This window comes from Pseudomonas sp. W5-36 (assembly GCF_046540455.1).
GTDB lineage: Bacteria > Pseudomonadota > Gammaproteobacteria > Pseudomonadales > Pseudomonadaceae > Aquipseudomonas > Aquipseudomonas graminis_B.
The window spans coordinates 36971-53782 of record NZ_JAXCIQ010000008.1; the positions used below are offsets into that span (position 1 = coordinate 36971).

15 protein-coding genes and 1 pseudogene are annotated in these 16812 nt (G+C 61.1%); 5 read left to right on the top strand and 11 right to left on the bottom strand.

From position 1 onward, the window contains the following. Positions 1–131: 131 nt before the first annotated feature. Complete coding sequence (gene rssB, locus SLW74_RS15330) at positions 132–1313, top strand: two-component system response regulator RssB (RefSeq protein WP_065989620.1); 1182 nt, start codon at positions 132–134, stop codon at positions 1311–1313. Further along, positions 1313–1795, top strand: coding sequence for an anti-sigma factor antagonist RssC (gene rssC, locus SLW74_RS15335; RefSeq protein WP_037009276.1), 483 nt, complete (start codon positions 1313–1315; stop codon positions 1793–1795). Before rssB ends, rssC begins: the two co-directional genes overlap by 1 nt. Before the next feature lie 78 nt (positions 1796–1873). Here the strand turns inward: rssC and tal are convergent, their stop codons facing one another. The 7 genes from tal to SLW74_RS15370 all read right to left on the bottom strand — a co-directional run bounded on the left by tal (position 1874) and on the right by SLW74_RS15370 (position 6832). Beyond that, complete coding sequence (gene tal / locus SLW74_RS15340; RefSeq protein ID WP_065989621.1) at positions 1874–2800, bottom strand: transaldolase; 927 nt, start codon at positions 2798–2800, stop codon at positions 1874–1876. A gap of 339 nt (positions 2801–3139) precedes the next feature. Then, on the bottom strand, positions 3140–3448 hold the full coding sequence (csgH, locus tag SLW74_RS15345) for a curli-like amyloid fiber formation chaperone CsgH (protein ID WP_065989708.1): 309 nt from the start codon (positions 3446–3448) through the stop codon (positions 3140–3142). A gap of 5 nt (positions 3449–3453) precedes the next feature. After that, a complete protein-coding gene (locus SLW74_RS15350; RefSeq protein ID WP_065989623.1) occupies positions 3454–3963 on the bottom strand; it encodes a curlin-associated protein in 510 nt (169 codons plus the stop codon). Then, complete coding sequence (locus SLW74_RS15355; RefSeq protein WP_065989627.1) at positions 3947–4849, bottom strand: CsgG/HfaB family protein; 903 nt, start codon at positions 4847–4849, stop codon at positions 3947–3949. The genes SLW74_RS15350 and SLW74_RS15355 overlap by 17 nt, the downstream gene beginning before the upstream one ends. Positions 4850–4901: 52 nt before the next feature. Further along, positions 4902–5885, bottom strand: a complete 984-nt coding sequence (locus SLW74_RS15360; RefSeq protein WP_065989631.1) for a hypothetical protein — start codon at positions 5883–5885, stop codon at positions 4902–4904. Between the two features lie 60 nt (positions 5886–5945). After that, positions 5946–6392: a curli assembly protein CsgF gene (locus SLW74_RS15365; protein WP_197986036.1), complete on the bottom strand. Its 447-nt coding sequence runs from the start codon at positions 6390–6392 to the stop codon at positions 5946–5948. Next, entirely contained in the window at positions 6389–6832 is a 444-nt protein-coding gene (locus tag SLW74_RS15370) for a CsgE family curli-type amyloid fiber assembly protein (protein ID WP_410929397.1), read from the bottom strand. Before SLW74_RS15370 ends, SLW74_RS15365 begins: the two co-directional genes overlap by 4 nt. A 452-nt stretch (positions 6833–7284) precedes the next feature. On the opposite strand from SLW74_RS15370, the gene dusA reads away from it, so the two are divergent. Then, positions 7285–8295, top strand: a complete 1011-nt coding sequence (gene dusA, locus SLW74_RS15375) for a tRNA dihydrouridine(20/20a) synthase DusA (protein ID WP_065989637.1) — start codon at positions 7285–7287, stop codon at positions 8293–8295. 272 nt (positions 8296–8567) lie between these two features. On the opposite strand, the pseudogene SLW74_RS15380 reads toward dusA, so the two are convergent. The 4 genes and pseudogenes from SLW74_RS15380 to xylA form a co-directional block, all read right to left on the bottom strand. Continuing rightward, positions 8568–9702, bottom strand: a pseudogene (locus SLW74_RS15380) (sugar ABC transporter permease). Further along, positions 9699–11285 carry a D-xylose ABC transporter ATP-binding protein gene (xylG, locus tag SLW74_RS15385; RefSeq protein WP_410929398.1) on the bottom strand — a complete coding sequence of 529 codons (1587 nt, stop codon included), beginning with the start codon at positions 11283–11285 and terminating at the stop codon, positions 9699–9701. The pseudogene SLW74_RS15380 and the gene xylG overlap by 4 nt, the downstream one beginning before the upstream one ends. Before the next feature lie 218 nt (positions 11286–11503). After that, positions 11504–12505: a D-xylose ABC transporter substrate-binding protein gene (gene xylF / locus SLW74_RS15390; RefSeq protein ID WP_065989643.1), complete on the bottom strand. Its 1002-nt coding sequence runs from the start codon at positions 12503–12505 to the stop codon at positions 11504–11506. Between the two features lie 300 nt (positions 12506–12805). Next, positions 12806–14122 (bottom strand): xylose isomerase, encoded by a 1317-nt coding sequence (gene xylA / locus SLW74_RS15395; protein ID WP_410929399.1) that lies wholly within the window; start codon positions 14120–14122, stop codon positions 12806–12808. A gap of 188 nt (positions 14123–14310) precedes the next feature. On the opposite strand from xylA, the gene SLW74_RS15400 reads away from it, so the two are divergent. Then, positions 14311–15498 carry a XylR family transcriptional regulator gene (locus tag SLW74_RS15400; RefSeq protein WP_410929400.1) on the top strand — a complete coding sequence of 396 codons (1188 nt, stop codon included), beginning with the start codon at positions 14311–14313 and terminating at the stop codon, positions 15496–15498. A 66-nt stretch (positions 15499–15564) separates the two neighbouring features. Continuing rightward, positions 15565–16491: a Gfo/Idh/MocA family protein gene (locus tag SLW74_RS15405; RefSeq protein WP_410929401.1), complete on the top strand. Its 927-nt coding sequence runs from the start codon at positions 15565–15567 to the stop codon at positions 16489–16491. The last annotated feature ends 321 nt before the right edge of the window (positions 16492–16812 follow it).

A 16812-nucleotide genomic window follows, 5' to 3' on the forward strand; every position in this document is an offset into this window, starting at 1 on the left:
GGCAGCTCTGTCATGTGAAGCGTTTGACCAAAAGTCCGCTACCTGAGCCAGAGAGGCTAGAAGCGAATCCAGTACGCGGGCTGACTGCAACCAGCCGCCTACGCCAACCTAATCTGGCGCCGTTTGCCCACATGCAAAAAACCAGTGCCACGCTGCTGATCATCGATGACGACGAAGTAGTGCGCGCGAGTCTCGCGGCCTATTTGGAAGACAGCGGTTTCAGCGTTCTGCAAGCCGGTAATGGCCTGCAGGGTCTCCAGACCTTCGAGCAGGAAAAGCCCGATCTGCTGATCTGCGATCTGCGCATGCCGCAGGTGGGCGGTCTCGAGCTGATTCGTCAGGTCACCAGCCTTGCGCCGGAAACCCCGGTCATCGTGGTGTCCGGCGCAGGCGTGATGAGCGATGCCGTCGAAGCCCTGCGCCTTGGCGCGGCCGACTACCTGATCAAACCCCTCGAAGACCTCGCAGTGCTTGAGCACTCGGTCCGACGCGCGCTGGATCGCGCACGCCTGCTCCATGAAAACCAGGAATACCGTCAGAAGCTGGAGACCGCTAACCGCGAGCTCGAGGCCAGCCTGCATTTGCTGCAGGAAGACCAGGACGCGGGGCGTCAGGTGCAGATGAACATGCTGCCCACCAGCCCTTGGGCCATCGATGCGTTCGAATTCGAACATGAGATCATCCCGTCGCTGTACCTGTCGGGTGATTTCGTTGACTATTTCCGGGTCGATGAGCGCCGTGTTGCGTTCTACCTGGCGGACGTGTCCGGCCATGGCGCGTCGTCTGCGTTCATCACCGTGCTGTTGAAATTCATGACCACGCGTCTGCTGTTCGAATCAAAGCGCGGCGGCAGTTTGCCGGAATTCAAACCGTCAGACGTGCTGGGCCATATCAATCGCGGGCTGATCAGCTGCAAGCTGGGCAAGCACGTGACGATGGTGGGCGGCGTGATCGACGAAGACACCGGGCAGTTGACCTACAGCGTCGGCGGGCATTTGCCGCTGCCGGTGTTCTACACCCCGGGCGACACCCATTACCTTGAAGGCCGTGGTCTGCCCGTCGGGCTGTTCAACGAAGCGACTTACACCGATCACGTCATCGATCTGCCGGAGTCCTTTAGTCTGACGCTGCTGTCCGACGGCATTCTGGACCTTCTGCCAGGTGATACACTCAAAGAGAAAGAAGCCAACTTGCCCGAACTGGTCAAGGCGGCGGGGGGCAGCCTGGATGGTCTGCGCCAAACGTTTGGATTGGCCACGCTAGGGGAGATGCCGGATGATATCGCCTTGTTAGTGTTGAGCAGGAACCTTTAATGAGTACCGGTAGAATCCAGTTCGCCGAGCAAGACGGCACATTCGTCCTCAAGTTTGTAGGTGAAGTGCGTCTGACACTGTGCTCGGCGTTGGATGCGACAATTGAACGGATCTTCACCTCGATGAACTTCTCGACGGTGGTCATCGATCTGACCGAAACCCGCAGCATCGACAGCACGACCCTCGGTCTGCTGGCCAAGCTGTCGATCCTCTCGCGCCAGAAAGCCGGGTTGTTGCCGACGGTCGTCACCACCCACGAAGACATCACGCGCCTGTTGCAGTCGATGGGCTTCGATCAGGTGTTCAACATCGTCGGTCGGCCGATTCCGCGTCCTGAAGCGCTGAGCGATCTGCCCAGCCAGGATCAGTGCGAAGACGTGGTCAAGGCGAAGGTGCTGGAGGCCCACAAGATCCTGATGGGCTTGAACGATTCGAACCGCGAAGCCTTTCGCGATCTGGTCAACGCACTCGAACACCAGTAACACGCCTCGGTCCTGAACCGAGGCATTAAAAAAGGGCGGCACCTGTGAGGGTGCCGCCCTTTTTACATGCCTGACGCTTTACGCTTTGGCCGACAGCATTTTTTCCAGTGCCACTTGGTCACGGGCGAACTGACGGATGCCTTCGGCCAGTTTCTCGGTGGCCATGGCGTCTTCGTTGGAAGCCCAGCGGAACTGGCTTTCGTTGAGGGTTACGCGCGGCTCGCCACCATTGCCCGGCTTGAGTTTCTGCGCCAGCGTGCCGTTGTCTTCTGCCAGTTTCTGCAGCAGGTCAGGGCTGATGGTCAGACGGTCGCAGCCGGCCAGTTCTTCGATCTGGCTGAGGTTGCGGAAGCTGGCGCCCATGACCACGGTCTTGTAGTCATTGGCCTTGTAGTAGTTGTAGATGCGGGTCACCGACTGCACGCCCGGGTCTTCTGCACCGACGTAGTCTTTGCCTTCGGCTTTTTTGTACCAGTCGTAGATGCGACCTACGAATGGCGAGATCAGGAACACGCCGGCGTCGGCACAGGCCTGGGCCTGGGCGAAGGAGAACAGCAGGGTCAGGTTGCACTGGATGCCTTTCTTTTCCAGCACTTCAGCGGCCTTGATGCCTTCCCAGGTTGACGCCAGCTTGATCAGGATGCGGTCGCGACCGATGCCGAAATCTTCGTACAGACCGACGATGCGGTCGGCGCGTTCGATGCAGGCCTGGGTGTCGAACGACAGGCGTGCGTCCACTTCGGTGGAGACGCGGCCCGGGACCACTTTCAGGATCTCGCGGCCAATGGCGACGGCGAAACGGTCGCTGGCGACGTTGATGTCGTTGTTGCTGCCGGTGAACGCCTCTTTCAACCGATCGCTGTTGCTGTCGCTGGAAGCGGCCTTGAGCAAGAGGGAAGGGTTGGTGGTGGCGTCGACGGGTTTGAGTTTTTCGATGGCAGCGAAGTCGCCGGTGTCGGCAACGACGGTGGTGAATTGCTTGAGTTGTTCCAGCTTGGAAGTCATGAGCGTGCTCTGTCCTGTGGTTGTGCTGACATTACCCGAGCGCCGCCGGTCACTCAAGGGCGTAAACCGCGACAGACACGCCGGTTTAGACGCCTGCGTTTGCGCAAACGCCGTGCTTGCGCGTCAGCCATGATCCGGGCGGTGCGAGCTTTTTAAAAGGGCAGCGCGGGGTCATGGTCTGTCGGTTCCCGAGGAGGGCGGATACTCGATCCAGACTGGTTGGAGCCCTGACCGCCCGGGATGTTCCCGGCGCCCGGCATCTTATCCGCTGACGGTCGGGGGCCGAGCGAGGGAGAGGGCTCTGAAGCGGCTTGTGCTTCTGAACCCGCACCGTCTGAATCAGCGGGCGGGCGTGTCGCCGCAGTCGCTGTCCACCGATTTGATCAGCGTGGTGCGGTCGAAGACCTCCAGATGGACCTGACACGTGGCATCAGCCGGCAGCGTCAGGCTCACGCTGTTTGCCGCGACGCCGTTCTGCAGATCGCCCTGCTGGTTGATGGCCGAGGTGCCTTGGGCGCTGTTCTGCCTGACGGTCATTCGGTATTGCAGCGTCAGCGGGGCAGGATTCTCGAGGTGCGGGCGGATCACCACCGTCGAGCCGCTGCGCTGGGCGTCAACCGTCACCACCAGCTGCGTGAAATCCATCATCAAGGTCACCGTTGGGTCGCGCTGGCGTTCATGTTGTCGCCGAACTGCTTGATGGAGACGGCGCCGCCCGATCCGGCCTGGGTAACGCTGGCCTGGTTGGCCTGACCGTACTGCCCGACGAAGGCCTGATTGTAGGCGCCGGTCTGCACCACGCTCGCGGCGTTGTCGGTGCCGTTCTGCATCACGCCGGTCTGGTTGTTGTTGCCCGACTGGCTGACCTGCGCGGTGTTCGCTGTGCCGTACTGCTGGGCGGTGAGCGCGTTGTTGACGCCGCTCTGGTTGACCACCGCCTGGTTGCGACTGCCGGTCTGGCTCACGGCCTGATTCTGTCGGGCCCCGCTTTGATCGACGCGCGCAGTGTTATAGGCGCCGATCTGCAAGATGGTGGCGACGCTGTTGCCGACGGTGATGTCCGCGTAGCGTGCTTCGCGCACCAGATCCTGCGCCTGGGCGAGCGTGCCGGTGAGCAGCAGTGCCGCTGCGACCCAGCCGAATCCTTTAGCGTTGCGTTCCATTTTTCTCTCCTGTGGCAACGATGTCCTTGTCCGCGTCAGCCAGCGGCAAGGTGGTCATCTGTTCGTCGTAGCTCTGCAGGTAACTCTGCAGCAGCGGTTTGTTCAGGTCAGTGGGATTTTTCAGGTTCCAGCTACCGTCCCGCGCACCTTGGGCAATCATGTGGATCAGCGCCGTCTCGATGGCTTCGCGCACGCATTGCTGCACGGGCTCGTTGCGTGACACGCCGGTCTCCACCTCCAGCAGGTGCTTGAGGGAGACGAAACGGAAGATGCCGAAATCGACCTGGATCGAGAATATGGTCTTGGTGGTGGTGATGCTCTGGATGATGTCACCGGTGCGGATGTCCACCGCCCTCAGGTTAACGGTCACCTGATCCTGACGGTAAAGCTCCGAGGGCCCGACACCCAGATAGCGAACGCCGATGCCGCCGGTGCGCACATTGCTTTCGTAGGCGACGATGGCGCCTTCGATGATCATGTTCGCGGGTCGCAGCGCAGGCAGTTGCACCTGGGCCTGGTCCTGGGGCTGCTCCAGGGCGCGGATGATTTTGCGCTCGGTCAGCAGGTCCTGAAGGTTTTCGCGTTCCACCGGCTTGAACCAGCGTGAGTCCCGCAGGGCGCTGATCAGCAGCGACGCGGCGCCCTGGGTCACCGAGGTGGAAAACGAGCTGTCGGGGGACGGTTTGTATTGCCCGGTCTGGTCGCGCAGGCCGTACACCGCAACGCTGATGGGGCCAGCGGGCGGCGGCAGGTGAGTCAGGTCACGCAGGCTCTGGGTCGCAGGCGACAGCGTGGCCGGGGAAATGGTCGCGGCAGGGCGGGACGTGGTGCAGCCGGCAATCAGCATGACGGCGGTGACGATCAACATGAGGGGGCGGACGCGCATTCTTTTTCTTCCCGCAAGAAAACCCCGCCAGAACCTGGCGGGGTACACCATCTTAGTGTTGGTAGATCGTTGCCACGTTGCCGCTGCCGCCGGTCTGGCTGACGTTGGCGACCATGTTGTTGCCGGACTGAGTCAGGCGAACGGCGTTGGTGGAGAGGTAAGTGCCGGTGCCGGTCTGGCTCACAGCCGCGCGGTTGTTGTTGCCGGTCTGCAGCAGCGTATCTTCGTTGTTAAGGCCGGTCTGGGTGCTGGACGCGTAGTTGTTGTTGCCGTTCTGCTGGACGTCGGCGTTCAGCAGAGAGCCGTTCTGCGAAACGGAAAGCGTGTTGAAATCGCCGCGCTGTTGAGCCTTGGCTGTGGTGACGAGGGTGTCGTTCTGCTGGATCGAGCCGACGTTGTAGTTGCCGTTCTGTTGCAGAGTGGCGGACACCTGCTGGGCGTTATGCTGTTGCGAAACAATCCCGGTATTGCTGTTGCCCGCCTGGGTGACGCTGCTGGTGACGGTGTTGTTATTTCTCTCTTGCGAAACAGTCGCCAGGTTGTAGCTGCCGGCTTGGGAGACAGTCGTGCCGACGCGCGTGCTATTGCCGATCTGCGAAGTGCTGGCGGTGTTGTTGTTACCGCCGCCCTGGGTGATGGAGGCGCTGGTGCTGTGGTTGCTCTGTTGATCAATGCTGGCTTTGCTGTAGCCGCCGGACTGATCCAGGCTGGCGATCTGCGGCTGAGGGCCGCCGCCGTTCTGAGTGATGGAGCCGGTATTGTTGTTCCCGGCCTGTTTGGCGCTGCTGAGGTTGTAGTAGCCGGTCTGATTGATCGTCAGGTTGCTGTAAGTGGCCGTCTGGTTGATAGCGCCTGCGGTGTTACGGCCGCCGTTCTGATTAACGGTGACAGTGGACTGGGTGGCGCCGCGTTGCTCGACGTTCAGTCCGTTGTCAGAACCTGCCTGGGTGGTGTTGACGGTGCTGGAGTCGGCCATGGCCGCACCGGAGACAGCAAACAGGATGGCCAGAGACAGTAAGGATTTGCGTGCTTGCATGGTGATCTTCCTTATTCAGTTGGGTAGTGGGGTGTTGCGGGGTAGCGGGTGCGACGGGTGTTACGGTTGATTCACTTGAAACTGGGTGGTCTGGCCGGTGTTCTTGTCGGTGGTGACGATCTGCAGCAGGCCGCCTTGCAGGTTGGTGATTGCGATGCGGAAGTCAGTGGTTTCGACGGTGCCCGGCACCAGTTGGCCGTTGGTACCGACGATGCTGGACGTGACCGCCGACGACACCCGGCTGAGGATGGCGCTCTGCAACATGCTGTTGAACTGGGTCAGCGCGGTCTGCCCGGCGTAGGCGCCGGACGATGAAGACTTTTCGACGTAATGGTTTTGCGCCTGCGCCTGATTGAGCAGCACCGGGCCGTTCAACGGATTGCCGCCAAATGACGGGTTGTTCGGGACATACGCCAGTTCGCTGGCCTGGACGCCTGACCCCATGCCGGCCATCAAGGCGAGGCTGGCAACAACCACCAAACTGCGGTTAATAGTGAGTGCTTTCATAGCTCGTCTCGTCCCATGTCCGGGTCGCCAAAGAATTGTGCCAATTGATAATCAAGGATGCCCTGATACACCTGACCGGCCGCGTCGGCGGCAATGGCCGGAATAAGCGTTCGATTGGGTGGCAGGAACATTTGAAATAACCGGCGATTGCCGTAATCCACGAATACCTGGCTGCCTAAACGCGCCGTGGGCCGCTCGGTAATAGTGACGGTGAATGTTTCCGCTTGATCTTTCTCACGCCAGGTGTTTGCGAAACTGTCATAAAACGTTCGGCCTGCCAGCGTCATGGTCTGCCCGATCACAATACCGCCGACGTCACGATGGTTAAGCGTCCGGTGTTGTTCAACCGTCGCGGAAGTATTCACGCTGGGCTGAGCAAACGCCGTGGTGGCGGCGCACAGAGGCAGCAGCCAGAGGCCGATGAACTTAAGGGTTGTCATGTTTGTACGTTCGTGTGTGCAGGTTGTTACTTGTTATATCTCAATAAAAATACTTTGCCAGTGGTGAGTTAAAATAAAGTTCATTTATTTTGTTGGCGTCAACTTCCTTTCTTATTTAAATAACCCTGTTTAAAGAGTCATGGATTAACCAGGTTGCGAATTAATGGCGTCAAAGAATCCATCGGGCGATGGCGTTAATAACGCCAGCGTCTATGGGCGTGTAAAAAGCGTGTTTTAAAAGGCGGTTGTTAGCGTGCTAATGTTTAGGAGGGTCGCTAAGTGTAGGACTGTGCGGTATCGATTAAGTTGTTATAAGTTCTGAACACTTGGGCCATTAATGTCAGGATGGAACCGGTTCTGCAGAGGGTGTCTTTTCAGCCGGATCGGCTTCAGCCTGGCGGGCGAGCTGTTAGAATGCGCGTCCTCCTTCGCCCGACCTGCTAATTGCGCCCATGTTGCCTATCACAGAACCCCGTACCGACCGCCTTCCGTCCGAGCCCTCACGGCGTTTTTCCGTGGCCCCGATGATGGACTGGACGGACCGTCACTGCCGTTTCTTCCTGCGTCTGCTGTCGAAAAATGCGCTGCTGTACACCGAAATGGTGACCACCGGCGCGTTGCTGCACGGCGATACCGAGCGCTTTTTGCGCCATGACGAAACGGAGCATCCGCTGGCCTTGCAATTAGGTGGCAGCAACCCGGCCGACCTTGCTGCCAGCGCGCGTCTGGCGCAGGCCGCGGGGTACGATGAGGTCAACCTCAACGTCGGTTGCCCGAGCGATCGCGTGCAGAACAACATGATCGGCGCGGTTTTGATGGGGCATCCGCAGTTGGTGGCCGATTGCGTCAAGGCCATGCGCGACGCCGTGACGATTCCGGTGACCGTCAAGCACCGCATCGGCATCAACGGCCGCGACAGTTACGAGCAGCTGTGCGAGTTCGTTGGCACCGTTCGCGACGCCGGCTGCACGAGCTTCACTGTGCATGCACGTATCGCCATTCTCGAGGGCCTGTCGCCCAAGGAAAACCGTGACATTCCGCCGCTGCGTTATGACATCGCCGCGCAGTTGAAGCAGGACTTCCCCGAACTGGAGATCATCCTCAACGGCGGCATCAAGACTCTGGAGCAGTGCCAGGCGCACCTGAACACCTTCGACGGCGTGATGCTTGGCCGCGAGGCGTATCACAATCCCTACCTGCTGGCCGGCGTGGACCGCGAACTGTTCGGCAGCGACGCCCCGCAGATCACCCGCGCCGAAGCCCTGGCGCTGATGCGCCCCTATGTGGAAGCGCACCTACGCGACGGCGGCTCCATGCACCACATCACCCGCCACGTGCTGGGCCTGGGCACCGGCTTCCCCGGCGCGCGCAAATTTCGGCAGATGCTCTCGGTGGACATTCACAAGACGGACGATCCGCTGGGGTTGCTGGATCGGGCGGGGGAGTTGCTGGAGGGGCGGTGAGTGGCCTACTGCTTCCAGCGCCGGGCGCGCATATTGGCTTGAAGCGGAATCCTTGTGTGGGAGCGACCGGGGTGGCGCTCCACCTTGCTCGCGAAGGCTGTATTTCAGGCGCTGAAAATGTGGCGGTTGTTCCGGCGCCTTCGTGAGCAAGCTCACTCCCACAGGTTTTGCAACAACCGAAAATCCCTAGCCTGACCACCATTCTGTGGGAGCTTGCTCGCGAAGGCTCTATTACAGGCGCTGAAAATGCCGTGGCTCAAGCCCATTGACAATCATCGCCGTCCCGCCCGCGTGCTCACATCCACCCACACCGCCAGCACCAGAATGCTGCCCTTGACGATCATCTGCCAGTAGCTGTCGACGTCGAGCATGGACATGCCGTTGTCGAGGCTGGTGATGACGAGGGCGCCGAGCAGGGCGCCGTAGACGGTGCCCGAGCCGCCGCGCATGGAGGTGCCGCCGATGAAGCAGGCGGCGATGGCGTCGAGTTCACCCATGTTGCCCGCCGACGGCGAACCCGCAGCCAGGCGCGCGGTGTTGACCAGGCCGGCGAGGGCGCACATGACGCCCATGATGCCGAAGATCCACAATTTCACCGCCTGCACATTGATGCCGGAAAGCCGCGTGGCTTCCATGTTGCTGCCCACCGAGTAGATGCGCCGGCCGAACACGGTCTGGGGTGATGTAGCTGAACACGCCGAGCAGGACCAACAGCAGCAGGACCGGCACCGGAATCCCGTCGTAGCTGTTCAGCGTGTAGACGAAGCCTGCCAGGACGGCGCCAATCGCCACGACCCGCACCACATCCCGAACCAGTGAATGGGCCGCGAGCCCGTGCAAAGCGCGGTTGCTGCGCTGACGCCAGGTCAGGAACAGCGTCAGCGCGAAGAGCAGCACGCCAAGCACGATCCCCACCAGCGGCGGCAGATACCCCTGGCCGATGTAGACCAGCTCCGGCGACACCGGCGCAATGGTGGTCCCGCCGGTGATTCCCAGCAGAATCCCGCGAAACGCGAGCATGCCGCCCAGGCCGACGATGAATGACGGGATGCGCAGGTACGCGGTCATGCAGCCGTTGGCCAGACCGATCAACAGCCCGCAGCCGGCGACGATGCACAGGTTCAGCGGCAGCGGCAGGTGGTAGACCACGTCGAGAATCGCCGCCACGCCGCCGAGCAGGCCGAGCAACGACCCCACCGACAGATCGATCTCACCGCTGATGATTACAAGCACCATGCCGCAGGCCAGAATCCCGGTGATCGACATCTGCCGCAGCAGATTGGACAGATTGCGCGGCGTCAGAAAGCCCCCGTCGGTTTCCCAACTGAAGAACAGCCAGATGACCGCGATGGCGATCACCAGCGCGAGCATTTTGTAGCGGGTGAACAGTTGCTTGAGTTGATTCATTGACGCGCGTCTCCCACAGCACCGGGCCGGTCGTTATTGTTTTTGTTGTGCGCAGTGTCGCCGGACTGACTGAGTGCGGCCGCGAGCACCTGTTCCTGGGTCAGCCCTTCGTTGATGAAGTCCCCGCGCAGCTGGCCGTCGCCGATCACCAGCACCCGGTCGGAGACGCCGAGCACTTCGGCCAGCTCCGACGACACCATGATGATCGACACGCCGCTGGCCGCCAGCGCACCCATCAGTTTGTAGATCTCGTACTTGGCGCCAACGTCCACACCGCGAGTGGGCTCGTCGAGTATCAGCACCCGCGGCTTCGTCAGCAGCATCTTCGCCAGCACGGCTTTTTGCTGATTGCCGCCGGACAGGCTGGTGATCGGCAGGAACGGGCTCGCGGTCTTCAGGTGCATGCGCGCGATTTCCTTGTCGATGCTGCCCAGCTCGGCTTCGGCGTCGATTCGCGTCAGGTGGGCGAAGCTGTCGAGCACGGCGAGGGTGATGTTCTGACCGACGCCAAGGTCGGGAATGATGCCTTGGCGTTTGCGGTCCTCGGGGACCATGCACAGCCCCGCGCGGATGGATTTGAGCGGTGTGCGCGTGTCGATGGCTTTACCGTCCAGCCACACTTCGCCGATGTAGCGTCCCGGGTAAGCGCCGAACAGTGCCGAGACCAGTTCGGTGCGGCCGGCCCCGACCAGCCCGGCGATGCCGAGGATTTCTCCGCGCCTGAGCACGAAGGAGATGTCGTCCACGCGTTTGCGCTTCGGGTTGTCGACGTCGTAGCAGGTGACGTGGCGCGCCTCGAAAATCACCTCACCGACGCTGTGGGGTTCGGTGGGGTAGAGATTGCTCATCTCGCGGCCGACCATCTGCGTGATGATGCTGGGAATGTCCATGTCGGCCATGGCCGTGGTCGCGATGTGTTTGCCGTCGCGGATCACCGAGATGGTGTCGCAGACGGCAGCGACTTCATCGAGCTTGTGGGAAATGTAGACGCAGGCGACGCCCTTGGCTTTGAGCTCGCGAATGATGTCGAGCAGGACGTCGATTTCCGAGCGGGTCAGGGCTGAAGAGGGTTCGTCGAGGATCAGCAGTCGCGCCTGCTTGTTCAGCGCCTTGGCGATCTCCACGAGTTGCTGATAGCCGCCGCCGTATTGCGAGACCGGCAGGGCGACGTTCATGTCCGGCACTTTCAGTTCGCGCATCAGGGCTTCGGCGCGGTGAATCATAGCCGGGTAATTCATCCGCCCGCCCGGCAGGGTCAGTTCATGGCCCATGAAGATGTTTTCCGCCACCGACAGGTCGGGGACGAGGGTGAGTTCCTGGTGAATGATGACGATCCCGGCGGCCTCGGTTTCGCTGATGGATTGCGCCTTCAGCGGCTGGCCGTCCCAGAGGATTTCACCCTCCCAGGTGCCGTGGGGATAGACCGCCGAGAGGACTTTCATCAGGGTCGATTTGCCGGCGCCGTTCTCGCCGCACAGGCCGACGCATTCGCCGGCCCGCACCTTGATGTCGATGCCATTGAGCGCCTTGACGCCGCCGAAGGATTTGACGATGCCGTTCATTTGCAGCAGATAGTCGGACATGGCGCGGTATTCCAGGACAGGCCGGAGTTCTTGTGCAGGAGCGCGGCGTGTCCCGCGACCGGCTTCGAATCAGTCGTAAATTCAGCAGACGCGTTGTGTCAGGCAAACCACAGTGTCAGGTTTTACGACGGGTTCCCCGCCGCTCGCGGGACAAGCCACGCTCCTACAGGTGTCGGTGCAGGGGTCACACTGCAGCTATGGCAATCTGCAAAAAGTGATCACTTCCCGGCGATCTGATCCTTGGTGTAAAACCCGTCCTTCTCCAGCAGATCGATGTTGTCCTTGGTCAGCGGCGTCGGGGTCAGGAGGATGGTGTCGACCTTCTTCGTGCCGTTGTCGTACTGCGAGCTGTACGTAGGCTTTTCATTGCGCGCCAGTTGCACGGACAGTTTTGCCGCTTCCGAGGCGATCAGTTTCAGCGGTTTGTAGACGGTCATGGTCTGGGTGCCGTCGATCACGCGCTTGACCGCTGCCAGGTCGGCGTCTTGCCCGGAGATGGGCACCTTGCCGGCCAGCTTCTGCGCAGCGAGAGCCTGAATCGCGCCGCCGGCGGTGGCGTCGTTTGAGGCGACGATGCCGTCGATCTTGTTGTTGTTTTTGGTCAGGGCGTTTTCGACGATGCTCAGGGCTTCGGTCGGGTTCCATTCCTTGACCCACTGCTGGCCGACAATCTTGATGTCGCCCTTGTCGATGGCTGGCTGCAGCACTTTCATCTGGCCTTCGCGCAGGACCTTGGCATTGTTGTCGGTGGGTGCCCCGCCGAGCAGGAAGTAGTTGCCTTTCGGGGCTGCTTTGAGCACGCCCGCCGCCTGCATTTCGCCGACTTTTTCGTTATCGAAGGAGATATAGGCGTCGATGTCGGCGTTGAGGATCAGCCGGTCGTAGGACACCACTTTGATGCCGGCCTTCTTGGCTTCAGCGACGGCGTTGGTCAGCACGGTGGCGTTGAACGGCACGATGACAATGACGTCGACGCCGCGGGAGATCAGGTTTTCGATCTGGGAGATCTGTTTGCCTTCGTTGGCATCGGCGGACTGGACGTAGACCTTGGCGTCCATTTTCTCCGCTGCCGCGACGAAGTAATCGCGGTCCCGGGCCCAGCGTTCGAGGCGCAGGTCATCGATGGAAAAGCCGATTTTCGGATGGGCCGAATCGGCCATGACGGGCAGGCTGAGCAGGGCCAGAGCACTGGCGAGCAGGGTGGTCTTGAAACTCTTCATGGGATTGCGTCCTGTTATTTTTGTTTAAAGACACTTTTCGAGCATGTATGGGTTTGCCGGTGGAACTGTAGATACTGGCCGCGCGCCGCGAGCAGGGAATTGTCGTGAGAATGTAACCAACGCAATTCCCTTAGTAGGACCGGCTTTAGCCGGGAAGCTGTTGGCGTCACACCGCAAGATGAATGTTGCACGCATTGGCCTCTTCCCGGCTAAAGCCGGTCCTACGAAAAGCATCGCGTCCATCCAGCGGATTTGGTGATGACCTCGCCGGTCCTGCATGGGAATCGCGGGCGCCTGCTGTCAGGGATAGATAAACCGGTTCACCACGCCTTCGAGCATTTCCTGGCGGCCGCTCACGGCCTGCGGGTTGAGTTCGTTGTCCATGGCGTGCTGCGCCAGAGAATCCAGGCTGAAATCCCCCGACAGCACGGCGCGCCCGAACGGTTGGTCCCAGCCGGCGTAGCGCTGGTCCTTGAACGCTTGCAGCTTATCGTCCTGAATCATCGCAGCAGCCCGTTCCAGCGACAGCGCGAGGACGTCCATGGCCGCGACGTGGCCGTAGAACAGATCGATTTCGTCCAGGCTCTGCCGGCGCACTTTCGAATCGAAATTGTAGCCGCCGTTCTTGAAACCGCCGGCCTTGAGGATTTCGTAGGTGGCCAGGGTCAGCTCTTCGACGCTGTTGGGGAACTGATCGGTGTCCCAGCCGTTCTGCGGATCACCGCGGTTGGCGTCGATGCTGCCGAAGATGCCGAGGGACGCCGCCGTGGCGATTTCATGGTGAAAACTGTGGCCGGCGAGGGTGGCGTGGTTGGCCTCGATATTGACCTTGATCTCTTTCTCCAGGCCGAACTGTTGCAGAAAGCCGAACACCGTGGCCGTGTCGTAATCGTACTGGTGCTTGGTCGGCTCCTGGGGTTTGGGCTCGATCAGCAGGTCGCCGGTAAAACCGATCTTGTGTTTGTGCTCGACCACCATGGCCATGAAGCGGCCCAGTTGCTCGCGCTCGCGCGCAAGGTCGGTATTGAGCAGCGTCTCGTAACCCTCGCGGCCACCCCACAGCACGTAGTTCGAGCCCTTGAGCCGATGGGTGGCGTTCATCGCGCTGAACACCTGAGCGGCGGCAAAGGCGAACACTTCCGGGTCCGGATTACTCGCAGCGCCGGCCGCAAAGCGCGGGTTGCTGAAGCAATTGGCGGTGCCCCACAGCAGCTGAATGCCGCTCTGTTCCTGATGGCGTTCGAGTTCGTCGACCATCTGCGCGAAGTTGCGGCTGTACTCTTTCAGACTGGCGCCTTCGGGGGCGACGTCGGTGTCGTGGAAACTGTAGTAGTCGATGCCCAGCTTGGAGAAGAATTCGAATGCTGCATCGGCCTTCAAGCGCGCCAGCTCCATGGCGTCCCCCGGTTTGACCCATGGCCGCTTGAAGGTGCCGACGCCGAACATATCCGCGCCGGGCCAGACGAAGGTGTGCCAGTAGCAGGCGGCCATGCGCAGGTGTTCGCGCATGGGCTTGCCGAGGATGATCTTGTTGGCGTCGTAATGGCGGAAGGCGAGGGGCGACTCGCTGCCGGGGCCTTCGTAGCGAATGGTGTCGACATCGGGGAAGCAGGGCATCGGGGTTTCCTTATTATTCTTGCCAGCGTTGACGGGCGATGTATTATTGCCTGTGTGCCGATACTAGCAACGGCCCCGTCCGCGCCGATTGCGAAAATCACCAACTCGGTGTTCGATTTTGAGTATTGAGATTCCCCCGGCGCAGGCCTAGTCTGTGCCGACTCGCTTCACAGGCCCGGGGAACAATAATGAAAACCGTCCCGCCCGCTCACCGCATCGCGCTGTTGTTCAACGGCGGCAAGATCTACGACCGCGGCATCATCACCGGCATCGGCAATTACCTGAGCAGCACCCGCGCCTCGTGGGATCTGTTTCTGGAGGAGGATTTTCTTTGCCGCTTGAAGGGCATCGAGCGCTGGCACGGCGACGGCATCATTGCCGACTTCGACGATCCGCTGATCGGCGAGGCGCTGGCCGGCAGCACCTTGCCGGTGGTGGCCGTGGGCGGTTCCTACGAGGACGAGCGGGCCTACCCGAAGCACATTCCCTACGTGGCCACCGACAACTTCGCCCTGATCAAGCTGGCCTACGAGCACCTGATCGAGGCGGGTCTGACGCGCTTCGCCTGTTTCAGCCTGCCGGAAGCCCAGAGCAATCGCTGGGCCCAGGAGCGTGAGAAAGCCTTTCGCCGGCTGTTGCAGCGCGACGGGTTACGCGGCGAGGTCTATCGCGGTCTGAGCACCAGCGCACCGTTGTGGGACAGCGCCGTCGAACAGCAGATCACCTGGCTGCAAAGCCTGCCCAAACCCATCGGCATCATCGCCGTCAGCGACGCCCGCGCCCGGCAGTTGCTGCAGGCGTGTCTGACGGCGGGCATTGCGGTGCCCGAGCAGGTGGCGCTGATCGGCATCGACAACGACCCGCTGACCCGCACCCTCACGCGGGTGCCGCTCAGTTCGGTGACGCAAGGCACCCAGCTGATGGGGCGCACGGCGGCGCAGTTGCTGCACCAGATGCTCCACGGCATGCCCTCGACCGCTCGCCAGATTCTGGTGCCACCCGAGGCCATCAACGTTCAGGCCTCCAGCCTGCATCAGCCGCTGGGCAATCCGTACGTCATGCAGGCGCTGCATTTCATTCGCCAGTACGCGTGCCAGGGCATCAAGACCGCCCAGGTCGCGGGCTACGTCGGCATTTCCCGTTCTTCCCTGGAATCACACTTTCGCAAGGAACGCGGCTGCAGCGTGCATGACGAGATTCTGAGCTTCAAACTGACCGCCGCCGCTTCAGGGCTGAAACACGGTGACTCGGCCATCGCCGACATCGCGCAAAACTGCGGCTTCAAGTCCGCGCAATACCTGCACACCGTGTTCCGCCGGGAGTTCGGCTGCACCCCTCGCGAATACCAGCAGGGCGAGGCAGCACCGCTTCATTGAATTGCTTTAGCGCGTCTCGTTTGGGGCGCGTCTGTCATAACAACGACAACATCACAGGAGTCATCGATGCATCCGATTCGTTTAGGGCTGGTGGGTTACGGCAAGATCGCCCAGGACCAGCATGTGCCGGCGATCCACGGCAGTGACCGCTTTGAGCTGGTGGCTGTGGCGACGCTGGGTCAGCACTGTCCGGGCGTGCCCAATTTCAGCTCGCTGGCTGAGTTGCTCGCCCAAGGCCCGGCGGTGGACGCCATCGCCTTTTGCACGCCGCCCCAAGGGCGTTTTGCGCTGGTTGAACAGGCGCTGAAAGCCGGCAAACACGTGCTGGTGGAAAAACCGCCGTGCTCGACCCTCGGTGAAGCCCTTGCCCTGATCGACGAGGTCAACGCAGCGGGCGTCAGCGGGCTATTCGCCTGGCATTCACGTTTTGCCCCGGGCGTGGGCAACGCGGCGCAATGGCTTGAAGGCAAGACCCTCAAGCAGGTGCGGATCGACTGGAAAGAGCAGGTGCGCAAATGGCACCCGGGCCAGGCGTGGATCTGGCAGGCGGGCGGGCTGGGCGTGTTCGATCCGGGGATCAACGCGTTGTCGATCGTCACCGAACTGCTGCCCCGCGCGCTGTTCGTCGAATCGGCGAACCTCAGCGTGCCGAGCAACTGCCAGTCGCCGATTGCAGCGTCGTTGCAGATGCGTTCCGGTGAGGACGTGCGGGTGATTGCCGAACTGGATTTCGATCACAGCGTCAACGAGCAGTGGAGAATCGAGCTGCAGTGCGACGAGGGCGTGATGCGTCTGGACGCGGGCGGCGCGCAGGTCAGCATCGACGGCGTGACCCAGGCCGTATCGGAGGAGGGCGAGTACCCGGCGATGTACGGGCACTTCGCGCGCCTGATCGACGGGGGCAAGAGCGACCTGGATCTGCAGCCACTGCGCATCGTCGCCGACAGTTTTTTTGTCGGCAGCAAGGAGACGGTAGCGGCGTTTCACGAGTAAAAAGTGACGATCGATGGCCCGATCTGGTGTGCCGGACCGGGCTTCGGCGCCTAATGCGTATCTGCAGCCAGTGTCAGATATGCACCACGCCAACCAGGGCGATGGAAAACGAAACGATGAGGGCCAACAGAATGGTCATGTTGATGGACATTGCGGGCAAATCCTTGTCTGGTTAATCAGTGTCGCCATCATCCGGATTTGCACAGGCAAACTGAACGGCGTTCGTGACTATGTTGGCAATCGATGGAAACAATAGTTCGGGGTTTTGCCAGGAACGCAGATGAAGTGGCACATGCAGGCAACGTGGGAGTGAGCTTGCTC

Bases quoted from the DNA above. Each gene is read 5' to 3' on its own strand.
- rssB (WP_065989620.1), top strand. From the start codon at position 132: ATGCAAAAAACCAGTGCCACGCTGCTGATCATCGATGACGACGAAGTA.
- rssC (WP_037009276.1), top strand. From the start codon at position 1,313: ATGAGTACCGGTAGAATCCAGTTCGCCGAGCAAGACGGCACATTCGTC.
- tal (WP_065989621.1), bottom strand. From the start codon at position 2,800: ATGACTTCCAAGCTGGAACAACTCAAGCAATTCACCACCGTCGTTGCC.
- csgH (WP_065989708.1), bottom strand. From the start codon at position 3,448: ATGATGGATTTCACGCAGCTGGTGGTGACGGTTGACGCCCAGCGCAGC.
- SLW74_RS15350 (WP_065989623.1), bottom strand. From the start codon at position 3,963: ATGGAACGCAACGCTAAAGGATTCGGCTGGGTCGCAGCGGCACTGCTG.
- SLW74_RS15355 (WP_065989627.1), bottom strand. From the start codon at position 4,849: ATGCGCGTCCGCCCCCTCATGTTGATCGTCACCGCCGTCATGCTGATT.
- SLW74_RS15360 (WP_065989631.1), bottom strand. From the start codon at position 5,885: ATGCAAGCACGCAAATCCTTACTGTCTCTGGCCATCCTGTTTGCTGTC.
- SLW74_RS15365 (WP_197986036.1), bottom strand. From the start codon at position 6,392: ATGAAAGCACTCACTATTAACCGCAGTTTGGTGGTTGTTGCCAGCCTC.
- SLW74_RS15370 (WP_410929397.1), bottom strand. From the start codon at position 6,832: ATGACAACCCTTAAGTTCATCGGCCTCTGGCTGCTGCCTCTGTGCGCC.
- dusA (WP_065989637.1), top strand. From the start codon at position 7,285: ATGTTGCCTATCACAGAACCCCGTACCGACCGCCTTCCGTCCGAGCCC.
- xylG (WP_410929398.1), bottom strand. From the start codon at position 11,285: ATGTCCGACTATCTGCTGCAAATGAACGGCATCGTCAAATCCTTCGGC.
- xylF (WP_065989643.1), bottom strand. From the start codon at position 12,505: ATGAAGAGTTTCAAGACCACCCTGCTCGCCAGTGCTCTGGCCCTGCTC.
- xylA (WP_410929399.1), bottom strand. From the start codon at position 14,122: ATGCCCTGCTTCCCCGATGTCGACACCATTCGCTACGAAGGCCCCGGC.
- SLW74_RS15400 (WP_410929400.1), top strand. From the start codon at position 14,311: ATGAAAACCGTCCCGCCCGCTCACCGCATCGCGCTGTTGTTCAACGGC.
- SLW74_RS15405 (WP_410929401.1), top strand. From the start codon at position 15,565: ATGCATCCGATTCGTTTAGGGCTGGTGGGTTACGGCAAGATCGCCCAG.